Origin of the sequence: Streptomyces sp. NPDC052107, from assembly GCF_040680215.1 — a bacterium.
Taxonomy (GTDB): domain Bacteria; phylum Actinomycetota; class Actinomycetes; order Streptomycetales; family Streptomycetaceae; genus Streptomyces.
In genome coordinates this window covers 1-19,718 of the sequence record NZ_JBFAWG010000013.1, presented here as the reverse complement: position 1 = coordinate 19,718, position 19,718 = coordinate 1, and the positions used below count along the sequence as shown (strand labels likewise).

Below are 19,718 nucleotides of genomic sequence, written 5' to 3'. Positions count from 1 at the left end.
TACGGTGCCTGCCCGAGGGTCCGGTTCAAAACCCAAGACGAGATGAACGACTGACCAACTTCCGCCCCTTCAGCGCCCGCTTCAGGCGCGGGCCGAACGGCGTCTCCACGAACCGGTGGATCAGCCAGGCGAGCAGCAGCATGGAGACCACCGTCACCATGAGCGTCGGCCACGCGGGCAGGCCGAGCCCCCGGTGCAGCACCCGGATGACGAACCAGCCGAGGTGCTCATGGACCAGGTAGAACGGGTACGTCAGCGCGCCGGCCGTGACCAGCCAGGACCAGGAGGCCCAGCGCGTCCAGCCCAGTGCCACGGCGGCGACGGCCGCGAAGGCGACGGTGACGATCAGGACGACGACGTAGGGGTCACGGTGCGGGTGCGGGCCCCACAGGCCGCGGGTGGCCTCGCTCTGGGCGAGCAGCCAGGACATCGCGACGATGCCCCACGCGAGCAGGTCGCCGCCGAAGCGGTGGATCAGGTACAGCGCCAGACCGCCGACGAAGAACGGGGCGTACTCGGGCATGACCACCTGGTTCAGCAGCTCGTTGCCGGACGAGTGGCACAGCACGGCCGCCAGGGTCCACACGCACGCGAACAGCGTCACCCGGCGGTGGGTCACCCCGCGCAGGACGACGAGCAGCGCGAACAGCGCGTAGAAGCGGACCTCGACCCACAGAGTCCAGCACACGCCCAGCACGCGGGTCGCGCCCATCGGCTGCTGGAGCATCGTCAGGTTGACCAGGAACTCGTCGAGACGGACCGGGTGGACGACGACGGGCAGGGCGAGCGACGCCCCCGTGATCAGGAACAGGGCCACCCAGTAGGCGGGGTAGAGGCGCGCGACACGGGAGCGGAAGAAGTCGCCGAGGGTGCGGCCCCAGCTGCTCATGCAGATCACGAAACCGCTGATGACGAAGAAGAACTGCACACCGAGATTGCCGTAGACGGCGGCTCGGGACAGCGTCGGGAAGAGGTGGTCCGGACTCCCGTGCCAGGACGCGGAGACCGAGCCGCCGCGGCCGGTGTAGTGGTAGAGGCAGACCATCAGCGCGGCGACGAGCCGCAGACCGTCCAGGGCGAGCAGGCGGCTCCGGGGCCTGGAGACGGGGGCCGTTCCGGCGGTGGGCGGAGCGGGAACGGCGGCGAGGGTGGGGGTTGAAACAGCCATGGTGCTCGGCGCCTACCCGAACAAACGCCGATCATCTCGGTACTTTGTGTGAAAGTACCTAAAATGAGCGCATAGTTGGGTTGACGTTCAGGTAAACGAGGAGGGCGGGCCCATCGCTGGGCCCGCCTCGCCTCAGCGTCGTACGGAGTTGCGCAGGCTGCGTGCCTTCTTGGCCACGCGGCGGACCGTCGCGCTGCGCGGGATGAACGCCAGCTGGGCGGGCACCCCGCCGGGCAGAGCCAGCGAGGACAGGCGCCGGCGCTTGAAGTAGCGCATCGTCTGCTGGTTGAGGTTCCGCGCCAGCCAGGTCTCGGCCTGCGCGCGCAGCCTCGGGTAGATCTTCGGCTGCATCGCGAAGCCCACCGCGCGGATCAGCGCGCCGAGCGCCTCCACGTCCATGCCGGCGCGCTGCTCGGTCACCGCGGCACGATTGCCGAGGTCGGGCAGCAGCGCGTCGACGATCGTCACCGGGACGCGGTTGCTGTTCTCGTACGGCGTCAGCTGCTCCAGCAGCAGCTCGGTGCCGATGCGGGCGACCGGCAGGCCGTAGAGGGCCTGCGCCGTGAGCAGGGCGGTGGAGAAGCAGCCGACGACCAGCGCGGGACGCATCCGCTGGTACAGCACCTCGGCGAGGACCGGGGTGTCGAGCACGGTCAGCTCGACCTTCAGCCGCTCCGCCTCCTGCTCCAGCAGCCGGGTGAAGCGGGCCGGCGCGGACGGGTGCGGCTTGAACACCACCTTGGTGTGCCCGAGCGCGGCCGCGCCCTTCAGCATCCGCACATGCAGGTGCTCCTCCTGCTCGGCGGTGAGGATGTCCAGCGCGGACAGATACTGGCCGAGCAGCAGCGCGGGCTCCTCGATGTCCGGCAACTCGGCGCCGGACGGGGCGAGTTCGGCGAGGACCTTGGTGAAGGCGGACGTCTGCAGCACCTCGCCGGGCACGCCGAACTCGGTCAGCAGCAGCGGCTTCAGGCCCGGCACCAGGTCCAGGTGGAGCACCCGGTCCACGCGGGTGCCGACCAGCGGGTCGATCTTGTTGCGGGTGGGGCCGTAGCTCATCAGACCGTCGGCGTAGACCGTCACCGGAGCGCCGGTGAAGATCTGCGCGAGCGCCAGGGACGGGTTGACCTGGATCGACTCGACGGCCAGCTCCACGTCGTCGTCGCCCAGTCGCCACTCGTGACGCAGGAAGCGTTCCCACAGCGGCAGGTCGTCGCCGCGCGGCGCCCAGCCGCCCGGGTGGAACGGGAAGATGGTCTCGTTGTACGAGATCACCTCGTCGAACCGGTCGCGCAGCTTCTCGAAGCCGGGCGCCTCGTCCAGCGCGGGCGTGGTCTCGGGCGTGGCCGCGTTGTTGCACACCAGCAGGATCCGCCGGTCGGCCGGGCGGAAGCAGCCGGAGTCCAGGGCGGCGGCGAGCGTGGCCGTGCCGTACAGCGTCGACGCCTGGAAGATCTGGGTGGTCACGCGGCGGCCCCCGCGGCGGGACGGCGGCGCAGCCGGCGCAGCTTGGTGGCGCGCTGGAGGTCCATGGAGTCCAGCGCCTCGTCCAGTACGTCCTGCGGCATGCGGCGCAGGGCCGCGGCACTCATGGATTTCAGTTTCTTCGCCACCGCGGGCTCGAACCTTTCGATGGATCCCAGATGATGGGAAATGATGGCGCAATAGGTGCGGACGGCCTTCGGCAGCAGCTGGTCGGCGTCCCGGTCCTGGGCGGTTTCCGTGATGACCTGGTCGAACGCGCGAATGAAATCGAGCTGCCGGACATCGCCGATCTGGGTGAGCGAGGAAGCGACTCCGCGCCGGTAGAACACCCCGAGCATGCTGACCGCGGCGAAGGATTCCGCCTCCCGGTGCAGCTTCCAGATCCACGGCCGGTCCTCGGCCGTGCGCAGTCCGTGGGTGAAGTGCAGCAGCCCCTTGTCCACGAGTCGGCGGTGGTAGGCGCCCGCCCACGCGTACGCGTAGTCGACGGACGTGGACCTGTCGGCGGGCAGGATCGCCTCCCGCGGGTCCATCACCACGTTCCGCCGGCCGACGGGCACCCGGTTCACCGTGCGTGACCGCGCGGTGCACTGCACATGGTCGGTGCGGATGAAGTCGCAGCCCAGCTCCTCCATGGCGGCGACCAGCTGCGGGAAGTAGCCGGGAGCGAGCCAGTCGTCGCCGTCCAGGAAGGTCAGGTACTCGCCGCGCGCCCGGTCGATGCCGGTGTTGCGGGCGGTCGCCAGCCCTCCGTTCTGCTCGTGCCGGACGTAGACCGCTCCGGGCAGCTCGCGCTCCGCGCGCGCGAGAATCTCTGGTGTCCCGTCGCGGGAACAGTCGTCGACGAGAATGAATTCGAAGTCCTCACGCGCGTTCGCCTTCAGGCTCCTGAGCGTGTCGGGCGCGTATTGCTGCACGTTGTAGAACGGCACGATGACGGAGAGCTTGACCACGTCAGGGACGTTAGGCGGAAGCCCGTCATTCGTCTTGACTGTCTGCTTGATACTGGGTGAACGGCACGTGGCGAAGCTGTGAACCAGGCTTTTTTCCTGTGCTCTCACGGCCTGATTCGCCATTCGGCGATGTGCTGTTAACCGTTTGTTGTATTCGGGTTGGGCGGAACCTCGAAATGGCTTCCTAGCGTCTTCGGCGTGCCAGCAAGTGCTACGAAGTCCCTGCGGGTCGCCGTCCTCGCCGATTCGGACACCCGGTGGAAGTGGGGCGCGCTCACCGCGCAACGCCTCGCTCCCGCGGACGCCGAGATCCGGCTCGACGGCTACCTCCTGCGGGGGCGCGCCACCCCGACAGCCCGCCAGCTGAAAGAGGTCGGCGTCCGGGCGGACTCGCTCCGCGAGGTCACCGGCGTCGAGTTCCTGCGTGCCATGGGTGAGTCGTCGTACGACGTCCTCATCCTCGCGCTCGTCGGCGGCGGCGTCCAGGCCATGCTGCACGGACTGCGCGCCACCTGGGCGGGCGCCGGCGAGCGTCCCGTCGTCGTCACCGGGTACGTCGGTGTCGTCTACGAGAAGCTCGCCGACGGCCTGCTGCTGCGGCACGGCGCGGACCTCGTCCTCGCCAACTCCCGGCACGACGCGGACCGGTTCCGGGCCGTGTACGAGGGCGTGGGCGCCGACGCCTCCTCGGTCACCGAGGTCGCGCTGCCCTTCCTCGGCGGGGCGCCGTACACCGGTGAACACGAGCCGTACACCGTCGTGTTCGCGGCCCAGCCGTCCGTCCCGGACAGCCGCAAGGACCGTACGTACCTGCTCGACCGGCTGATCGAGCACGCCCGGAAGCACCCCGAGCGCGAGGTGCTGCTGAAGCTGCGCTCCAAGCCGGGCGAACACACCACCCACATCGAGGAGCTGCCGTACCAGAAGCTGGCGCAGGGCAAGGACCTGCCCGCCAACTTCCGCCTGGTGTATGGCCACATGGGCGAGGTGCTGGACCGCACCGACCTGCTGGTCACGGTCAGCTCCACGGCCGCCCTTGAGGCCCTGCACCGCCGCATCCCCACGGTGATCCTGACCGACCTGGGCGTGCGCGAGGTGCTCGGCAACCACCACTTCACCGGCTCCGGGTGCCTCGCCTCCTGGGACCAGCTCGACGCCGGGCACCGGCCGGTGCCGGACGCGGAGTGGGTGGCCCGGCAGGGCGTCGCCGCCGACGGCACCTACGCCACGGCCTTCGACACCGCCCGCGAACGCATCGCCAGGCTGCTCGACCGCCCCGGCGGCCTGCCGCCCCTGAACCCCTACTACACCCCCGAGACCGCGCCCGGCTATCTGCCCGGCATCCTCGCCCGGCACCACCTCGGCCCCGACGGCGTCCCGCTGCCCGGCGCGCCGGCCGCCGACAAGGAGCCCGGACCGGTCCGCCAGATCGTGCGCCGTGCCGCGCGTGGCGCCTACCGCCACGGCGTGCAGCGGGTCGCTCCGGTGATCCGCCGGATGGGGGAGCTGTGACCATCCAAGGAGACCCCATGTCCAACCCGGAAGCGGGCCAAGGCGCGACGGTGCGCCGGGTGCTCGCGGTGATTCCCGCGCGCGGCGGCTCCAAGGGCGTGCCCGCGAAGAACCTCGCGCCCGTCGGCGGGGTCCCGCTGGTGGCGCGCGCGGTGCGCGAGTGCCGGGCGACCCGGCTGGTGACCGACGTTGTCGTCTCCACCGACGACCAGGCCATCGCCGCCGCCGCCCGGGAGGCAGGCGCCGAGGTCGTGCTGCGGCCCGCCGCCATCGCCGGGGACACGGCGACCTCCGAGGCCGCGGTCCTGCACGCCATGGACGCCCACGAGGCGCTGCACGGCGCACCGGTCGACGTGGTCCTGCTCGTGCAGTGCACCAGCCCCTTCATCGTCCGCGAGGACATCGACGGGGTGGCCGGCGCGGTCGTCGAGAACGGCGCGGACACGGCGGTGACCGTGGCCCCGTTCCACGGCTTCATCTGGCGCGAGGCCGACGCGGAGACCGAGGGCGGGGTGGGCGTCAACCACGACAAGTCCTACCGCCCGCGCCGCCAGGACCGCCCCCAGGACTTCCTGGAGACCGGCGCCGCCTACGCGATGGACGCGGCAGGTTTCCGCAAGCACCAGCACCGCTTCTTCGGCCGTACGGAACTCGTCCGCACCGACCCCGCCCGGGTCCTGGAGATCGACGACCCGCACGACCTCGCCCGGGCCCGCGCCCTGGCGCCCCTCTTCGACGCGGACCGTCCCGGTTCGCTGCCGACCGCCGACGACATCGACGCGGTCGTACTGGACTTCGACGGCACCCAGACCGACGACCGGGTGCTGATCGACTCCGACGGACGGGAGTTCGTCTCCGTGCACCGCGGCGACGGACTCGGCATCGCGGCCCTCCGCAGGAGCGGCCTGAAGATGCTGATCCTGTCCACGGAACAGAACCCTGTGGTCGCCGCCCGCGCCCGGAAGCTCAAGCTCCCGGTGCTGCACGGCATCGACCGCAAGGACCTCGCCCTCAAGCAGTGGTGCGAGGAGCAGGGCATCGCGCCGGAGCGCGTGCTCTACGTCGGCAACGACGTCAACGACCTGCCGTGCTTCGCCCTCGTCGGCTGGCCCGTGGCGGTCGCGAGCGCCCACGACGTCGTACGCGGCGCCGCACGCGCGGTCACCACCGTGCCTGGCGGTGACGGCGCGATCCGAGAGATCGCCAGCTGGATCCTCGGCCCCTCTCTCGATTCCCTCCCCAAGTAAGGACATCTCCCTGATGAGCACCAACTCCCGTCTGCGTACGTTCGGTTCCCGCGAGGTCGGCCCCGGAAAGCCCGTCTACATCTGCGGCGAGATCGGCATCAACCACAACGGTGAGCTGGAGAACGCCTTCAAGCTGATCGACGTGGCCGCCGAGGCCGGCTGCGACGCGGTCAAGTTCCAGAAGCGCACCCCGGAGATCTGCACCCCGCGCGACCAGTGGGACATCGAGCGCGACACCCCCTGGGGCCGGATGACCTACATCGACTACCGCCACCGGGTGGAGTTCGGTGAGGACGAGTACCGCCAGATCGACGAGTACTGCAAGGAGAAGGGGATCGACTGGTTCGCCTCCCCGTGGGACACCGAGGCCGTCGCCTTCCTGGAGAAGTTCGACCTGCCGGCCCACAAGGTGGCCTCCGCCTCCCTGACCGACGACGAGCTGCTGCGCGCGCTGCGTGCCACCGGCCGCACGGTCATCCTCTCCACGGGCATGTCGACCCCGAAGCAGATCCGCCACGCGGTCGAGGTCCTGGGCAGCGACAACATCCTCATGTGCCACGCCACCTCCACCTACCCGGCCAAGGCCGAGGAGCTGAACCTCCGCGTGATCAACACGCTGGAGAAGGAGTACCCGAACGTCCCGATCGGCTACTCCGGCCACGAGACCGGCCTGCAGACGACGCTGGCGGCGGTGGCGCTGGGCGCCGTGTTCGTCGAGCGTCACATCACCCTCGACCGCGCCATGTGGGGCTCCGACCAGGCCGCCTCCGTCGAGCCGCAGGGCCTCACGCGCCTCGTCCGTGACATCCGCACCATCGAGGCCTCCCTCGGCGACGGCGTCAAGAAGGTCTACGACTCCGAGCTCGGCCCGATGAAGAAGCTGCGCCGCGTCGCCGGTGCCGTCGCCGAGGCGGAGATCGCGGCCGCGGCCGGCGAGCCGGTCACCGTCTGAGCACTGGCCTCTTGATTCCCTTAGGACGGGACGGTCGTACGCCGATGAGCCCCCGCGCCGGTCGAGCCGGCCACCCTCCCCGCACGCTCGCCTTCGTGGAGAGCCCGGTCCAGCTGCTCAACGTGCTGGAGTGGGCGCATCTGCACGGCCTGCGCGGAGCGGAGCCGGACCCGCTGCCGTCCGTGCCCGCACAGGTGCGGCGGACGGTGGCCGGCGACCTCCCACGGACCGGCGCGGACCTCACGGTGGTCGTCCTGTCCCCGACCGACCCCATGACCCGGGGCCAGCTGCGCCGCATGGCGGACCTGGCCCGGGACGAGGGGTACCGGGTGCGCTGGGAGGAGGCGCGGGGCGGCCCGGCCGCGCCCTTCTCGACGATCGGCGGCCTGGCGGGCGCGCTCCGCCGGGCCGACCGGATCGTGATGGGCGACCCGTTCTCACGGTATGTGCAGTTGCTGTTGACGATCACGCGGGCGAAGGACCTGGTCGTGGTCGACGACGGCACGGCGACGATGGAGTTCGTCGCCCAGCTGGCCCACGGCGAGCGGCTGGTCCGCTGGCACCGCAAGGGCGGCCGCCCGGGGGCGCGCGATCTGCTGTTCGCCCCCGTGTCGTCCTCGGCCCGGCGCCGGCTGACGCCGAGCGCGCGCCGCAGGGTCGAGGTCTTCTCCTCCATGCCGGTGACGGAGACCCCGGACGGGGTGACGGTCACGGCCAACGACTTCTCCTGGACCCGCGCCCGCTTCGGGCCCCCGCGCATCACCAAGGGGGCCGACATGGTGGGGACGTCCCTGGTGGAGACAGGGGTCGTGGACGATGACGCCTATCTGGGGGCGGTCCGTCACCTGGCCAAGACGCACGGTGCGACGCGCTATTTCGCGCACCGCAGGGAGAGCACGGACAAGCTCCACCGCCTGGCCGCCGAGACCGGCCTGGAGATAGTCCGCCCGGATCTCCCCCTGGAGCTGATCGCCCGCCGGGGCCCGATCGGCCGTACGATCCTCAGCTTCCCGTCGACCGTCGTCCACACCCTGCCGCTGGCCCTGGCGGGCACGGGGGTACGGGTGGCGGTGTGCGACATCGACCCCGCCTGGCTCACGGAGAACGCGTCACCGCGAGCGCAGAGCTTCCTGTCGGGCGTGACGGGCACGGCCCGGGACGTGCACCGTCTGACGGCGGTCACGCGGTTGGCTTAGGGGGCGGCGACCGGCTGGGCGGGCGGGGTGAGGTCCCGCACGGTGAGGTCCGGAGGCCGGCGTGAGCATGTGGCCGTGGGGCCACCCGCTTCTTCGGCCGGTGTCGTGCTTCCGCGAGCCGAGTCGAGGGCGCTGCGTCCCGCTGCTCTCCACTCCGCGTCGCCTTCGGCGATGGCCCATCGGTGCGCGGCTCGGCGGAGTCGGGCCCTTGGGTCGGCTGCGTTCGCGCCCCGCGCCGCAGAGGGCGCGGGGCACGCTTCGCATGCACGCCGGGTGGGCTCGGCGGCTGCGGGAGGTGGGCGGACTGCCGGGAGTGGAGTTGATGGTCGTGAGCCGGCGGGGGTGAGCCGGCGGGGGGATTGGCGGATTCGTTCCGCGCGCCTGTCTGCCGCTGTCGGCTGACCTGCGGCTTTGCTGCAGGGGGCTGGTACAGATCCGCCAATCGGGGGTCGGGCGGTCAGCCGCTCGGGGACACCGGGGCGCTCGTGGTGTCGGCAGCCACGTAGGTCACCAGGTCGGCTCACACTCGGGGGTCGGGCTTGCGGGCCAGTACGAATGCCCGGGATCGGGTCTCCTCGCCGGTCGGTTCCCGGCGCACCGTCGCCACCAGTTCCAGGCCGGCCTCCGTCAGTACCGCGGTGAGCTGCTCCGGGGTGCGCCAGTAGTAGTCCAGGTCGATCTCGTGGCCGAAGCGCTCCGGGAGGTGCAGGTGGCCGGGTGCGCCGGCGGTCTGGAAGGCGAGGAGGGCGTGGCCGCCGGGCTGGAGGGTGCGGTGGAATTCCGCGCAGGCCGCCGGCAGGTGGGCGTCCGGGACGTGGATCGTCGAGTACAGGGCGAGGATGCCGCCCAGGGTGGCGTCCGGCAGGTCCAGGGACGTCATGGAACCGGTGTGGAAGCGCAGTCGGGGGTAGGTGTCGCGGGCCAGCGCCACCATGGCGGGGGAGATGTCGACGCCGAAGGCCGGGACGCCCAGCCCGTCGAGGAGCGCGGTGACATGGCCGGGGCCGCTGCCCAGGTCGGCCACGGGGGCCGTGCCGTGCCTGGTGACCAGCTCGGCGAAGGCGGTGATCACGGTGCGGTCCAGAGGATGCCAGCCGCCGGCGGGGAACTGGGCGGCGTAATCCTTGGCGATCGCGTCGTAGGAGGTGCGGGTCGTCTGCAGGAAGGTCTCGGTCGCGTCCGTCACGGGCCCGGACCCTACCGGCCGGGGGTGCGGGGCGGGGTCCGGTTCGTGGACATGACGCGCGTGAGTGTGGGGAGGCGTGGTATGCGTGGAAGGAGAAACAGAGGTTTTACCCATCCGTGTCCGTCGCCATGCGTCCGCCGGTCAGATTTTCTTCCCCCAAACGGGCTGAACTTTTGTTGATCGAGGGGTAGTTGACCAGCCGGGCGTCCTACCCTTCAGAGGGTGAAGCAATTGATGTCCCTAGAGTCCGAGGCCGGCCTCGCGGGGGATGTGCTCCCCGGCGCGCTGAGCGAAGCCCTGCACGCCGAACTCGTCGCCTTCCGTCGCGACTTGCACATGCACCCTGAGCTGGGCAATCAGGAGTTCCGTACGACCGCCGCGATCAAGGAGCGGCTGGAGCTGGCCGGGCTTCGGCCCCGGGTGCTCGCCAAGGGAACCGGACTCGTCTGTGACATCGGTCTGACGGAGGGTGAACGGCCGGCCGTACCACTGCTGGCCCTGCGCGCGGACATCGACGCCCTGCCCATCCCGGACACGAAGAGTGACTGCTCGTACCGGTCGACCGTGCCCGACCGGGCGCATGCGTGCGGGCACGACGTGCACACGACCGTCGTGCTCGGCGCCGGGCTCGTGCTCGCCGACCTGCACGCCAAGGGCCTGCTGTCCCGGCCGGTGCGGCTGCTCTTCCAGCCCGCCGAGGAGGTGCTGCCCGGTGGCGCGCTGGACGCCATCGAGGACGGGGCGCTGAAGGGGGTCGAGCGGATCCTCGCGGTGCACTGCGACCCCCGCGTCGACGCAGGGAAGATCGGGCTGCGGCACGGTGCGATCACGAGCGCCTGCGACCGGCTGGAGATCGCCCTGGACGGGCCCGGCGGGCACACCGCCCGGCCGCATCTGACCACCGACCTCGTCACCGCCGCCGCCCGGGTCGCCGTCGACGTGCCCGCGCTGATCGCCCGCCGCGTCGACACCCGGGCCGGGCTGGCGCTGACCTGGGGGCGGATCGAGTCGGGGCACGCCCCGAACGTGATCCCGCAGCACGCCGAGCTGTCCGGGACCTTGCGCTGCCTGGACCTGGATGCCTGGCGGCAGGCCCCCGACATCGTGCACGCGGCCATCGACGAGGTCGCCACCATGCACCGCGCCAAGTCCGAGATCACCTATGTGCGCGGGGTGCCGCCCGTCGTCAACGACCGGGAGTCGACCGAGCTGCTGCGCCGGGCGATGGCGGCGCGCCGCGGCCGGGACTCGGTCGAGAGCACCGAGCAGAGCCTCGGCGGCGAGGACTTCTCCTGGTACCTGGAGCACGTACCCGGCGCCATGGCCCGGCTCGGCGTCCGCAAGCCCGGCGAGCGCACCGTACGCGATCTTCACCAGGGCGACTTCGACGCCGACGAGCACGCGATCACGGTCGGCGTGGAAATGTTCACGGCGGCGGCCTTCCTGGAGCCGAACGACGTACAGGGCTGAGCAGGGCGGCCCCGGGGGCGCCCCCGAGACGGGAGCCCGGGGGCCTTCGCCCTGGCCGGCGCAACACACTCGTAAGCCATTCGTGCACGCTGTGCAACACGGCCATGAGAGGACGGGGAGACCGAGTTCAGATGCTGTTTGCCTCGAATCGATAACGGCTTCGCGAGAGGGTTTTTTGCGACATCTACGCGCGTTACGATGCCGCGAAGCCGACGCCGCCGGGGCGTTTCGGCTCGAGCACTGGCATGGTGCTCACATCAAGCGCCGACACGGCGCTCAGGTCAGGTGAAGGAGCCTTCCCGTGCGCCGGGTAGCCAAGCTTTCCGCTGCGTGCTTTGCGACCGCAGCTCTCGCCGTGACTGCCACCGCGTGTGGCAGCACGTCCTCCGACAACAACGCCTCGCCGTCCTCCTCGGGTGGCGGCAAGGGCATCAAGATCGGCCTCGCCTACGACGTCGGCGGCCGTGGTGACCGTTCCTTCAACGACTCCGCCGCGCGCGGTGCCGACAAGGCCGAGAAGGAGTTCGGCGGCTCCATCAAGGAGCTGACCGCCAAGACCTCCGACACCGAGGCCGACCGCGAGCAGCGGCTGTCGGACCTGGCCCAGGCTGGCTACAACCCGATCGTGGCGGTCGGTTTCTCCTACGCCACGGCCGTGGAGAAGGTCTCGAAGCAGTACCCGAAGGCCAGCTTCGGCATCGTCGACTCGGTCGTGAACGCGCCCAACGCCGACAGCATCACCTTCACCGAGGAGCAGGGCTCCTACCTCGCCGGTGTCGCCGCGGCGCTGAAGACCAAGGCGAAGCACGTCGGCTTCGTCGGCGGTGTCGACACCCCGCTGATCAAGAAGTTCGAGGCGGGTTACGTCCAGGGCGTCCACGACACCGACCCGAAGGTCAAGGTCGACGTCCAGTACCTGAGCCACGGCACCGACCTGTCCGGCTTCTCCAGCCCCGACAAGGGCAAGGAGGCAGCGCAGGGCATGCTGGACAACGGCGCCGACGTCGTCTACACGGCGGCCGGCTCCTCCGGCAACGGCGCGATCGAGGCCGTCAGCGGCAAGAAGGGCGCCTGGGCCATCGGCGTGGACTCGGACCAGTACAACATCCCGGGTCTGGCCAAGTACAAGAACGCGATCCTGACCTCCATGGTCAAGAACGTCGACGTCGGTGTGTACGACTTCATCAAGTCCGTCCACGACGGCAAGCCGCTGACCGGCAACAACGTCTACTCGCTGGACAAGGACGGTGTCTCGCTGGCCACCAGTGGTGGCTTCATCAGCGACATCCAGCCCAAGCTGGACGCGGCGAAGAAGAAGATCGTCGACGGTCAGATCAAGGTCAAGACGACCCCGTGACCCGATCGGTACGGCCGGACCGTCGACCCGACGGTCCGGCCGTACCGTGGGACTTGAGGCTCGGCGCTGGGGCGCCTTCCGGGGCCCCCGCCGAGCCATAACAATGTGTCAACTCTACGCGTGTAGCGCGGAGTTGCCGCGCTAGCGTCGCCGACGCCCGCCACCTCCCCCATGCAGCCCCTTTCCTCGAGGAGAGTGCGCCATCAACGCGTCCAGCCCTCCCGCTGCCGTCGAACTGCGCGGCATCACCAAGCGCTTCCCCGGCGTCGTCGCCAACCGCGACATCGACATCACGGTCCGCACGGGCACCGTCCACGCCCTGTGCGGTGAGAACGGCGCCGGCAAGTCCACCCTGATGAAGATCCTCTACGGCATGCAGCAGCCGGACGAGGGCACCATCACGGTGGACTGCGAACAGGTCACCTTCCACAACCCCGGCGACGCCATCGCCCGCGGCATCGGCATGGTGCACCAGCACTTCATGCTCGCCGACAACCTCACCGTGCTGGAGAACGTCGTCCTCGGCGCGGAGAAGCTGTACGGCATCGGCAACAAGGCCCGCACCAAGATCAAGGAGATCTCGGACGCGTACGGCCTGAACGTCCGTCCGGACGTGCTGGTGGAGGAGCTGGGCGTCGCCGACCGCCAGCGCGTGGAGATCCTCAAGGTCCTCTACCGCGGCGCCAGGACACTCATCCTCGACGAGCCGACGGCCGTGCTCGTGCCGCAGGAGGTCGACGCGCTCTTCGACAACCTGCGCGAGCTGAAGTCCGAGGGCCTCACCGTCATCTTCATCTCCCACAAGCTGGGCGAGGTGCTGTCGGTCGCCGACGAGATCACCGTCATCCGGCGCGGCACCACCGTCGGCACGGTCTCGCCGCGGGGCACCACCCCCAAGCAGCTCGCCGAGCTGATGGTCGGCGCCGAGCTGCCCACCCCGGAGACCGCGGAGTCCACCGTCACGGACGTCCCGATGCTGAAGGTGGAGGGGCTGCACCTCGCGCAGACCGACCTCGAGGGCATCGAGCGGATCATCCTGGACCAGATCTCCTTCACCATCCACAAGGGCGAGGTCCTCGGCATCGCCGGTGTGGAGGGCAACGGCCAGTCCGAACTGGTCGAGGCGATCATGGGCATGCGCCACCCGGACGCCGGCGTCGTCACGCTCGACGGCACCGACATCTCCAACACCCCGACCCGCGACCGCCGCGAGGCCGGCATCGGCTACATCCCCGAGGACCGCCACCGCCACGGCCTGCTGCTGGAAGCCCCGCTGTGGGAGAACCGCATCCTCGGTCACGTCAGTGAGAAGCCCAACTCCCGCGGCCAGCTCCTCGACATCAAGGGGGCCCGCGCCGACACCGAGCGGATCGTGCAGGCGTACGACGTCCGCACCCCAGGTATCGACGTGACCGCGGCCTCGCTGTCCGGCGGCAACCAGCAGAAGCTGATCGTCGGCCGCGAGATGAGCCACGACCCCAAGCTGCTCATCGCCGCCCACCCCACCCGCGGTGTGGACGTCGGCGCGCAGGCGGCCATCTGGGACTACATCCGCGAGGCCCGCCGCGAGGGACTGGCCGTCCTGCTGATCTCCGCGGACCTGGACGAGCTGATCGGGCTCTCCGACACCCTGCGGGTGATGTACCGCGGCCGCCTGGTCGCCGACGCCGACCCCGCCACCATCACCCCCGAAGAGCTGGGCTCCGCCATGACGGGTGCGGCCACTGGCCACCTGGAGCACACAGAGGACGACGAGCGATGAACAAGCTGACCTCACGGATCGACAAGGAGCGGCTGCTCCTCGGCCTCGCCGCGCCGGTGCTCGCGGTCATCGCCGCGCTCGTCGTCACCGCCCTGGTGATCCTCGCGACCGGCAAGAACCCCGGCGACGCGTTCAGCGACATGATGACCTACGGCTTCGCCAGCGACAGCCAGGTCTACATCCTGAACAAGGCGACGACGTACTACCTCGCGGGTGTCTCGGTCGCCATCGGCTTCCGGATGAACCTGTTCAACATCGGTGTCGACGGCCAGTACCGGCTCGCCGCGTTCTTCGCCGCCGTCCTCGGCGGGGCGCTGACCGTGCCCGGCTGGATCGCCATCCCGCTGATCCTCATCTGCGCCATGGCGACCGGCGCCCTGTGGGCGGCCATCGCCGGCGTCCTGAAGGTGACGCGAGGCGTCAGCGAGGTCATCTCGACCATCATGCTGAACTCGATCGCCACCGCGATCATCGCCTACCTGCTGCAGCCCGGAAAGCTGGCCCAGCTGGAACAGGGCGGCACCGTCGTCTCCACCAAGCCACTGCCGTCGTCCTCGTACTTCTTCAGCATCAACACCGGTCCGGCCGGGCAGCTGTGGGGCTTCATCTTCATCGCCGTGGCCGTGGGTGTCGCGTACTGGTTCGTGCTCGGCCGCACCCGGTTCGGCTTCGACCTGCGCACCGTCGGCCAGTCCGAGAGCGCGGCCTCCGCGAGCGGTGTGTCCGTGAAGAAGATGATCGCGACCAGCATGATCATCTCGGGTGCGGTGGCCGGTCTGATCGGCATGCCGACCCTGCTCAACGACTCCTACGCGTTCAGCAACGACTTCCCGGTCGGCATCGGCTTCACCGGCATCGCCATCGCGCTGCTCGGCCGCAACCACCCGATCGGCATCGCGCTCGGCGCGCTGCTCTGGGGCTTCCTGGAGCGCACCACCAACCACCTGGAGTTCCAGGGCTACGACAAGGAGATCCTCGGCGTCATCCAGGGCGTCATCGTCCTGTGCGTCGTGATCGCCTACGAGGTCGTACGCCGCTACGGCCTCAAGCGCCAGCAGCAGAAGGTCGGCGCCGAACTCGCCGCCCAGCCCGCCGCCCCGACGAAGAAGCAGGAGGTGGCGTGATGACTGCCACGATGACCGACACGCCGCCGCCCGCGGCGCCCAAGGCGGCGGGCGCGCCGCAGCGCTCGGGCCGCTCCTTCGGCCAGATCCTCCTGTTCGTCGCGGGTGCGCTGCTGCTCCTGGCCGCGGTCCGCCTGATCACCGGCTCCAACCAGCTGGACTCCGCCGGGCAGGTCAGCGCCGCGCTCGGCCTCGCCGTGCCGATCGGCCTCGCCGGCCTCGCGGGCCTGTGGTCCGAGCGGTCCGGTGTGGTCAACATCGGCCTCGAGGGCATGATGATCCTCGGCACCTTCGGCGCCGGCTGGGTCGGCTGGCAGTCCAGCCCCTGGCTCGGCCTGCTGTGCGGCATCGGCTTCGGTGTCCTCGGCGGCCTGCTGCACGCCGTCGCCACCGTCACCTTCGGCGTCGACCACATCGTCTCCGGTGTCGCGATCAACCTGCTCGCGCTCGGTGCCACCCAGTACCTCGCCAAGCTGTTCTTCGCGGGCGGCAGCGCGGCCGACGCGGGCGGCAACCCCAAGCAGTCCCCGCCGGTCGACTCGCTGCCGCAGGTCACCGTGCCCGGCCTCTCCGACGGCCTCTCCTCGATCGAGAAGCACCACTGGTTCCTGGTCTCCGACCTCGCCGGCATCATCGGCGGTCTGATCACCAACCTGTCCGTGATCACGATCCTGGCCGCGGTGCTGTTCGTCGGCAGCTGGTGGCTGCTGTGGCGCACCCCGTTCGGTCTGCGGCTGCGCTCCTGCGGCGAGAACCCGACCGCTGCCGAGTCCCTCGGAGTCAACGTCTACAAGTACAAGTACGCGGCCGTCGCCGTCTCCGGCGGCCTCGCCGGCCTGGGCGGCGCCTTCCTGGCGCTGGTCACCTCGCACACCTACCTGGAGGGCCAGACCGGTGGCCGCGGTTACATCGGTCTCGCGGCGATGATCTTCGGCAACTGGCGTCCGGGCGGCCTCGCGATGGGCGCGGGCCTGTTCGGCTACTCCGACGCCCTGCAGCTGCGCAACGGCGGCACGACCGTGCACGCGCTGCTGCTCCTGCTGGTCATCCTGCTCGTCGCCCTGGCAGGCTGGAAGCTGTACCGCACGTCGCTGTGGCAGGGCGCGATCAGCCTGATCGTGGCCGCGCTGGTGCTGCTCTGGTACCTGGTCACCGACGAGGTCCCGAGCGACTTCGTCGGTGCCACGCCGTACGTCGTCACCCTGCTGGTGCTGTCGCTGTCGGCGCAGCGCCTGCGGATGCCGAAGGCGGACGGTATGCGCTACCGGAAGGGTCAGGGCAAGTGACCGAGGAAACCGCCGGGTTCGACTGGGAGGCGCTGCGAGAGGTGGCGCGTGAGGCGATGTCCCACGCGTACGCCCCCTACTCCGGCTTCCCCGTCGGCGTGGCGGCCCGGGTCGACGACGGCCGCACGGTCACCGGCTGCAACGTGGAGAACGCCTCCTACGGCATCGGCCTGTGCGCCGAGTGCGGCCTGGTCTCCGACCTGCAGCGCACGGGCGGCGGCCGCCTCACGCACTTCACCTGCGTGGACGGCAAGGGCGGCCTGCTCGTGCCGTGCGGCCGCTGCCGTCAGCTGCTGTACGAGTTCGGCGGCCCGGACCTCCTCCTGGACACCCCCGCGGGCGTCCTCACGCTCTCCGAGATGCTGCCCCAGGCCTTCGGCCCGGACCATCTCACCAAGTAAGTCCCGTACGGCCCCCCTGTCCCGCTCGCAGGGGGGCCGCACACTTCGCACCTCCCGGAAGGAAGCCACCAGCCATGGCCATGGACGCCATCTCCGTGATCCGCACCAAGCGGGACCGCGGCGAGCTGACCGACGAGCAGATCGACTGGGTCATCGACGCGTACACCCGCGGCGAGGTCGCCGACGAGCAGATGTCCGCGCTCGCCATGGCGATCCTGCTCAACGGCATGAACCGCCGTGAGATCGCCCGCTGGACGGCGGCCATGATCGCCTCCGGCGAGCGCATGGACTTCTCGGCCCTGTCCCGCCCGACGGCGGACAAGCACTCGACGGGCGGCGTCGGCGACAAGATCACCCTGCCGCTGGCCCCGCTGGTGGCGGCGTGCGGCGCGGCCGTCCCGCAGCTCTCCGGCCGGGGCCTCGGCCACACCGGCGGCACGCTGGACAAGCTGGAGTCGATCCCCGGCTGGCGGGCCCTGCTCTCCAACGAGGAGATGCTGAACGTCCTGGACACCACGGGCGCGGTGATCTGCGCGGCGGGCGACGGCCTGGCCCCGGCGGACAAGAAGCTGTACGCGCTGCGGGACGTGACGGGCACGGTGGAGGCGATCCCGCTCATCGCCTCCTCGATCATGTCGAAGAAGATCGCCGAGGGCACGGGCTCCCTGGTCCTCGACGTGAAGGTGGGCAGCGGCGCCTTCATGAAGACGCTGGACGACGCCCGCGAACTGGCGACCACGATGGTCGGCCTCGGCACCGACCACGGCGTGAAGACGGTGGCGCTCCTGACGGACATGTCGACCCCGCTGGGCCTGACGGCCGGCAACGCGCTCGAGGTCCGCGAGTCGGTGGAGGTCCTGGCGGGCGGCGGCCCCGCGGACGTGGTCGAGCTGACCATCGCCCTGGCCGGCGAGATGCTCGAAGCGGCCGGCATCAAGGACGCCGACCCGGCGAAGGCCCTGGCCGACGGCTCGGCGATGGACGTCTGGCGCCGCATGATCGCGGCCCAGGGCGGCGACCCGGACGCCGTGCTGCCCACGTCGAAGGAGCAGCACGTGATCAAGGCGCCGTCCTCGGGTGTCCTGACCCGTCTGGACGCCTACGGCATCGGCATCGCCGCCTGGCGCCTGGGCGCCGGTCGCGCCCGCAAGGAGGACCCGGTGCAGGCGGCGGCGGGCGTCGAGATGCACGCCAAGCCAGGCGACACCGTGCAGGAGGGCCAGCCCCTGCTGACGCTGCACACCGACACCCCGGAGCGCTTCGAGTACGCGCTGCAGGCGGTGGAGGGTTCCTACGACATCGCGGCGCCGGGCACTGACTTCACGCCGTCGCCGGTGGTGCTGGAACGTATCGCCTGACCAGGTAGTTCCTCGTTCGAGTGAAGGGGACCGGTGGACCTCCACCGGTCCCCTTCGGAATGCTGGGATCGGTGACGCACCGATAGGAGACCGCCAGTGCGACACGAAGTCGCTCCACCCAAGGGGGTGACCCGCAGGAGGAAAGAAGGACATGAGCAGGTCATCCCGGACCAGTGTCCAAGGTCCGTCCCCACTTCCGCATGCGTCGCTGGCAACGGCGGGGTGTGAAGCCGGAAGCGCAAGCCCAAGAGCGGCATGGCCATCGAGCCGCAACAGGTGAGGGGAAGGCCGGACGGGCTAATGAGAATGAACCCTTGACGAAGTCCCGTAACTCCATAGCCGCGTCGATGGTGAGCAGTCGGCGGTAGTAGGCCCTGGCGCGGAAGAGCGCACGACGACCCCGGAGGATTGGCGCCGAAGGGGGAGGACACCGTCGGGCCCGGGATTAAGAGGGAGCCCACCCCGGTCGCATCTTGTGGGAGTGGAACGTGGAAACCCCGTTGGAGTCCGGGAGCGATCCCGGTAAGCCGGAGGTAACGAAGGACCAAGCCTCCAGCGGGACAGGATGATCCGAGAAGCGAACGCCGACAGGGCGAAAGCCCAGAGGAAAAGGAAGCGGAAACCTCAGCCGTGTCCCATAACTCGTCGGATACGAGGCGATGCCCCGACCCGAAAGGGAGCCCACGCGGATCAGGTAGGCCCGTGAAGAAGAACTGCGAAGAACCCCGAACCGAAGGGCAAGTGGGATGCCGAAGGCAGGTGTGGCAGTGACCGCTATGGCGACGCTGTCTCCCACGACGGCGAACGGACCGGAGGACTACGCCCAGACCTGGCACAGCATCGACTGGGCCACGGCGGAGGCGTCGGTACGGCGACTGAGGCAGCGCATCTTCACAGCCGCGCAGGAAGGGGACCTGAAGAAGGTCCGGAACTTGCAGAAGCTCATGCTGCGGTCCCACTCGAACACGCTCGTGAGCGTGAAGCGGGTGACGCAGCAGAGCACAGGCCGTCGGACGGCCGGGATCGACCAGGAACGCGCGCTCACTCCGATCGCGCGAGGGCGGCAGGCTGCTGAGATCACAGCGGAACGCTCGCCTGGAAAGCCCCTGCCCGTCCGGCGTGTGTACATTCCCAAAGCCAACGGAAAGCAGCGCCCCTTGGGTATTCCGACGGTCACGGCATAGTGCCGCGTCGTCCAAGCAGTCCTTGGGTTCCCTGGCGGTGACTCATCCGTTCCACGCGCTGAGTGGTCAGCGGCTGG

15 protein-coding genes and 1 pseudogene are annotated in these 19,718 nt (G+C 70.1%); 12 read left to right on the top strand and 4 right to left on the bottom strand.

The annotated features are described in order from the left end of the window. Positions 1-25 precede the first annotated feature (25 nt). The 3 genes from AB0M27_RS16960 to AB0M27_RS16950 form a co-directional block, all read right to left on the bottom strand. Positions 26-1,168 (bottom strand): acyltransferase, encoded by a 1,143-nt coding sequence (locus tag AB0M27_RS16960; protein ID WP_365722390.1) that lies wholly within the window; start codon positions 1,166-1,168, stop codon positions 26-28. A gap of 132 nt (positions 1,169-1,300) precedes the next feature. Beyond that, positions 1,301-2,635 carry an alpha-2,8-polysialyltransferase family protein gene (locus AB0M27_RS16955; RefSeq protein WP_365722388.1) on the bottom strand — a complete coding sequence of 445 codons (1,335 nt, stop codon included), beginning with the start codon at positions 2,633-2,635 and terminating at the stop codon, positions 1,301-1,303. Further along, a complete protein-coding gene (locus tag AB0M27_RS16950) occupies positions 2,632-3,606 on the bottom strand; it encodes a glycosyltransferase family 2 protein (protein ID WP_365722386.1) in 975 nt (324 codons plus the stop codon). The genes AB0M27_RS16955 and AB0M27_RS16950 overlap by 4 nt, the downstream gene beginning before the upstream one ends. A 198-nt stretch (positions 3,607-3,804) precedes the next feature. Here AB0M27_RS16950 and AB0M27_RS16945 point away from each other — a divergent pair, with 198 nt between their 5' ends. From AB0M27_RS16945 to AB0M27_RS16930, 4 genes are read left to right on the top strand one after another with little or no spacing between them, the layout of a single operon-like run. Beyond that, positions 3,805-5,118: a DUF6716 putative glycosyltransferase gene (locus AB0M27_RS16945; RefSeq protein ID WP_365722384.1), complete on the top strand. Its 1,314-nt coding sequence runs from the start codon at positions 3,805-3,807 to the stop codon at positions 5,116-5,118. Between the two features lie 17 nt (positions 5,119-5,135). Then, on the top strand, positions 5,136-6,365 hold the full coding sequence (locus tag AB0M27_RS16940; RefSeq protein ID WP_365722382.1) for an N-acylneuraminate cytidylyltransferase: 1,230 nt from the start codon (positions 5,136-5,138) through the stop codon (positions 6,363-6,365). A 13-nt stretch (positions 6,366-6,378) separates the two neighbouring features. After that, the gene (locus AB0M27_RS16935) at positions 6,379-7,317 is read left to right on the top strand and encodes an N-acetylneuraminate synthase family protein (protein ID WP_365722380.1); all 939 of its coding nucleotides are present in this window, start codon (positions 6,379-6,381) and stop codon (positions 7,315-7,317) included. A gap of 44 nt (positions 7,318-7,361) precedes the next feature. After that, on the top strand, positions 7,362-8,513 hold the full coding sequence (locus tag AB0M27_RS16930) for a hypothetical protein (RefSeq protein ID WP_365722378.1): 1,152 nt from the start codon (positions 7,362-7,364) through the stop codon (positions 8,511-8,513). 520 nt (positions 8,514-9,033) lie between these two features. On the opposite strand, the gene AB0M27_RS16925 is transcribed toward AB0M27_RS16930, so the two are convergent. Further along, on the bottom strand, positions 9,034-9,699 hold the full coding sequence (locus AB0M27_RS16925) for a class I SAM-dependent methyltransferase (protein ID WP_365722376.1): 666 nt from the start codon (positions 9,697-9,699) through the stop codon (positions 9,034-9,036). Between the two features lie 234 nt (positions 9,700-9,933). Between AB0M27_RS16925 and AB0M27_RS16920 the strand changes: the two genes are divergently transcribed. The 8 genes and pseudogenes from AB0M27_RS16920 to AB0M27_RS16885 all read left to right on the top strand — a co-directional run. Further along, a complete protein-coding gene (locus AB0M27_RS16920) occupies positions 9,934-11,169 on the top strand; it encodes an amidohydrolase (RefSeq protein ID WP_365722374.1) in 1,236 nt (411 codons plus the stop codon). A gap of 301 nt (positions 11,170-11,470) precedes the next feature. Next, positions 11,471-12,526 (top strand): BMP family ABC transporter substrate-binding protein, encoded by a 1,056-nt coding sequence (locus tag AB0M27_RS16915; RefSeq protein WP_365722370.1) that lies wholly within the window; start codon positions 11,471-11,473, stop codon positions 12,524-12,526. Between the two features lie 235 nt (positions 12,527-12,761). Continuing rightward, positions 12,762-14,288: an ABC transporter ATP-binding protein gene (locus AB0M27_RS16910; protein ID WP_365722696.1), complete on the top strand. Its 1,527-nt coding sequence runs from the start codon at positions 12,762-12,764 to the stop codon at positions 14,286-14,288. Beyond that, on the top strand, positions 14,285-15,412 hold the full coding sequence (locus AB0M27_RS16905) for an ABC transporter permease (RefSeq protein ID WP_365722368.1): 1,128 nt from the start codon (positions 14,285-14,287) through the stop codon (positions 15,410-15,412). Before AB0M27_RS16910 ends, AB0M27_RS16905 begins: the two co-directional genes overlap by 4 nt. Then, positions 15,412-16,698, top strand: coding sequence for an ABC transporter permease (locus AB0M27_RS16900; protein WP_365722366.1), 1,287 nt, complete (start codon positions 15,412-15,414; stop codon positions 16,696-16,698). The genes AB0M27_RS16905 and AB0M27_RS16900 overlap by 1 nt, the downstream gene beginning before the upstream one ends. Next, positions 16,695-17,099 carry a cytidine deaminase gene (locus tag AB0M27_RS16895; protein ID WP_365722364.1) on the top strand — a complete coding sequence of 135 codons (405 nt, stop codon included), beginning with the start codon at positions 16,695-16,697 and terminating at the stop codon, positions 17,097-17,099. Before AB0M27_RS16900 ends, AB0M27_RS16895 begins: the two co-directional genes overlap by 4 nt. A 74-nt stretch (positions 17,100-17,173) precedes the next feature. Further along, a complete protein-coding gene (locus AB0M27_RS16890; protein WP_365722362.1) occupies positions 17,174-18,457 on the top strand; it encodes a thymidine phosphorylase in 1,284 nt (427 codons plus the stop codon). 741 nt (positions 18,458-19,198) lie between these two features. Next, positions 19,199-19,632 (top strand): annotated as a pseudogene (locus tag AB0M27_RS16885) (reverse transcriptase N-terminal domain-containing protein); the annotation flags it as partial. Positions 19,633-19,718 lie beyond the last annotated feature (86 nt).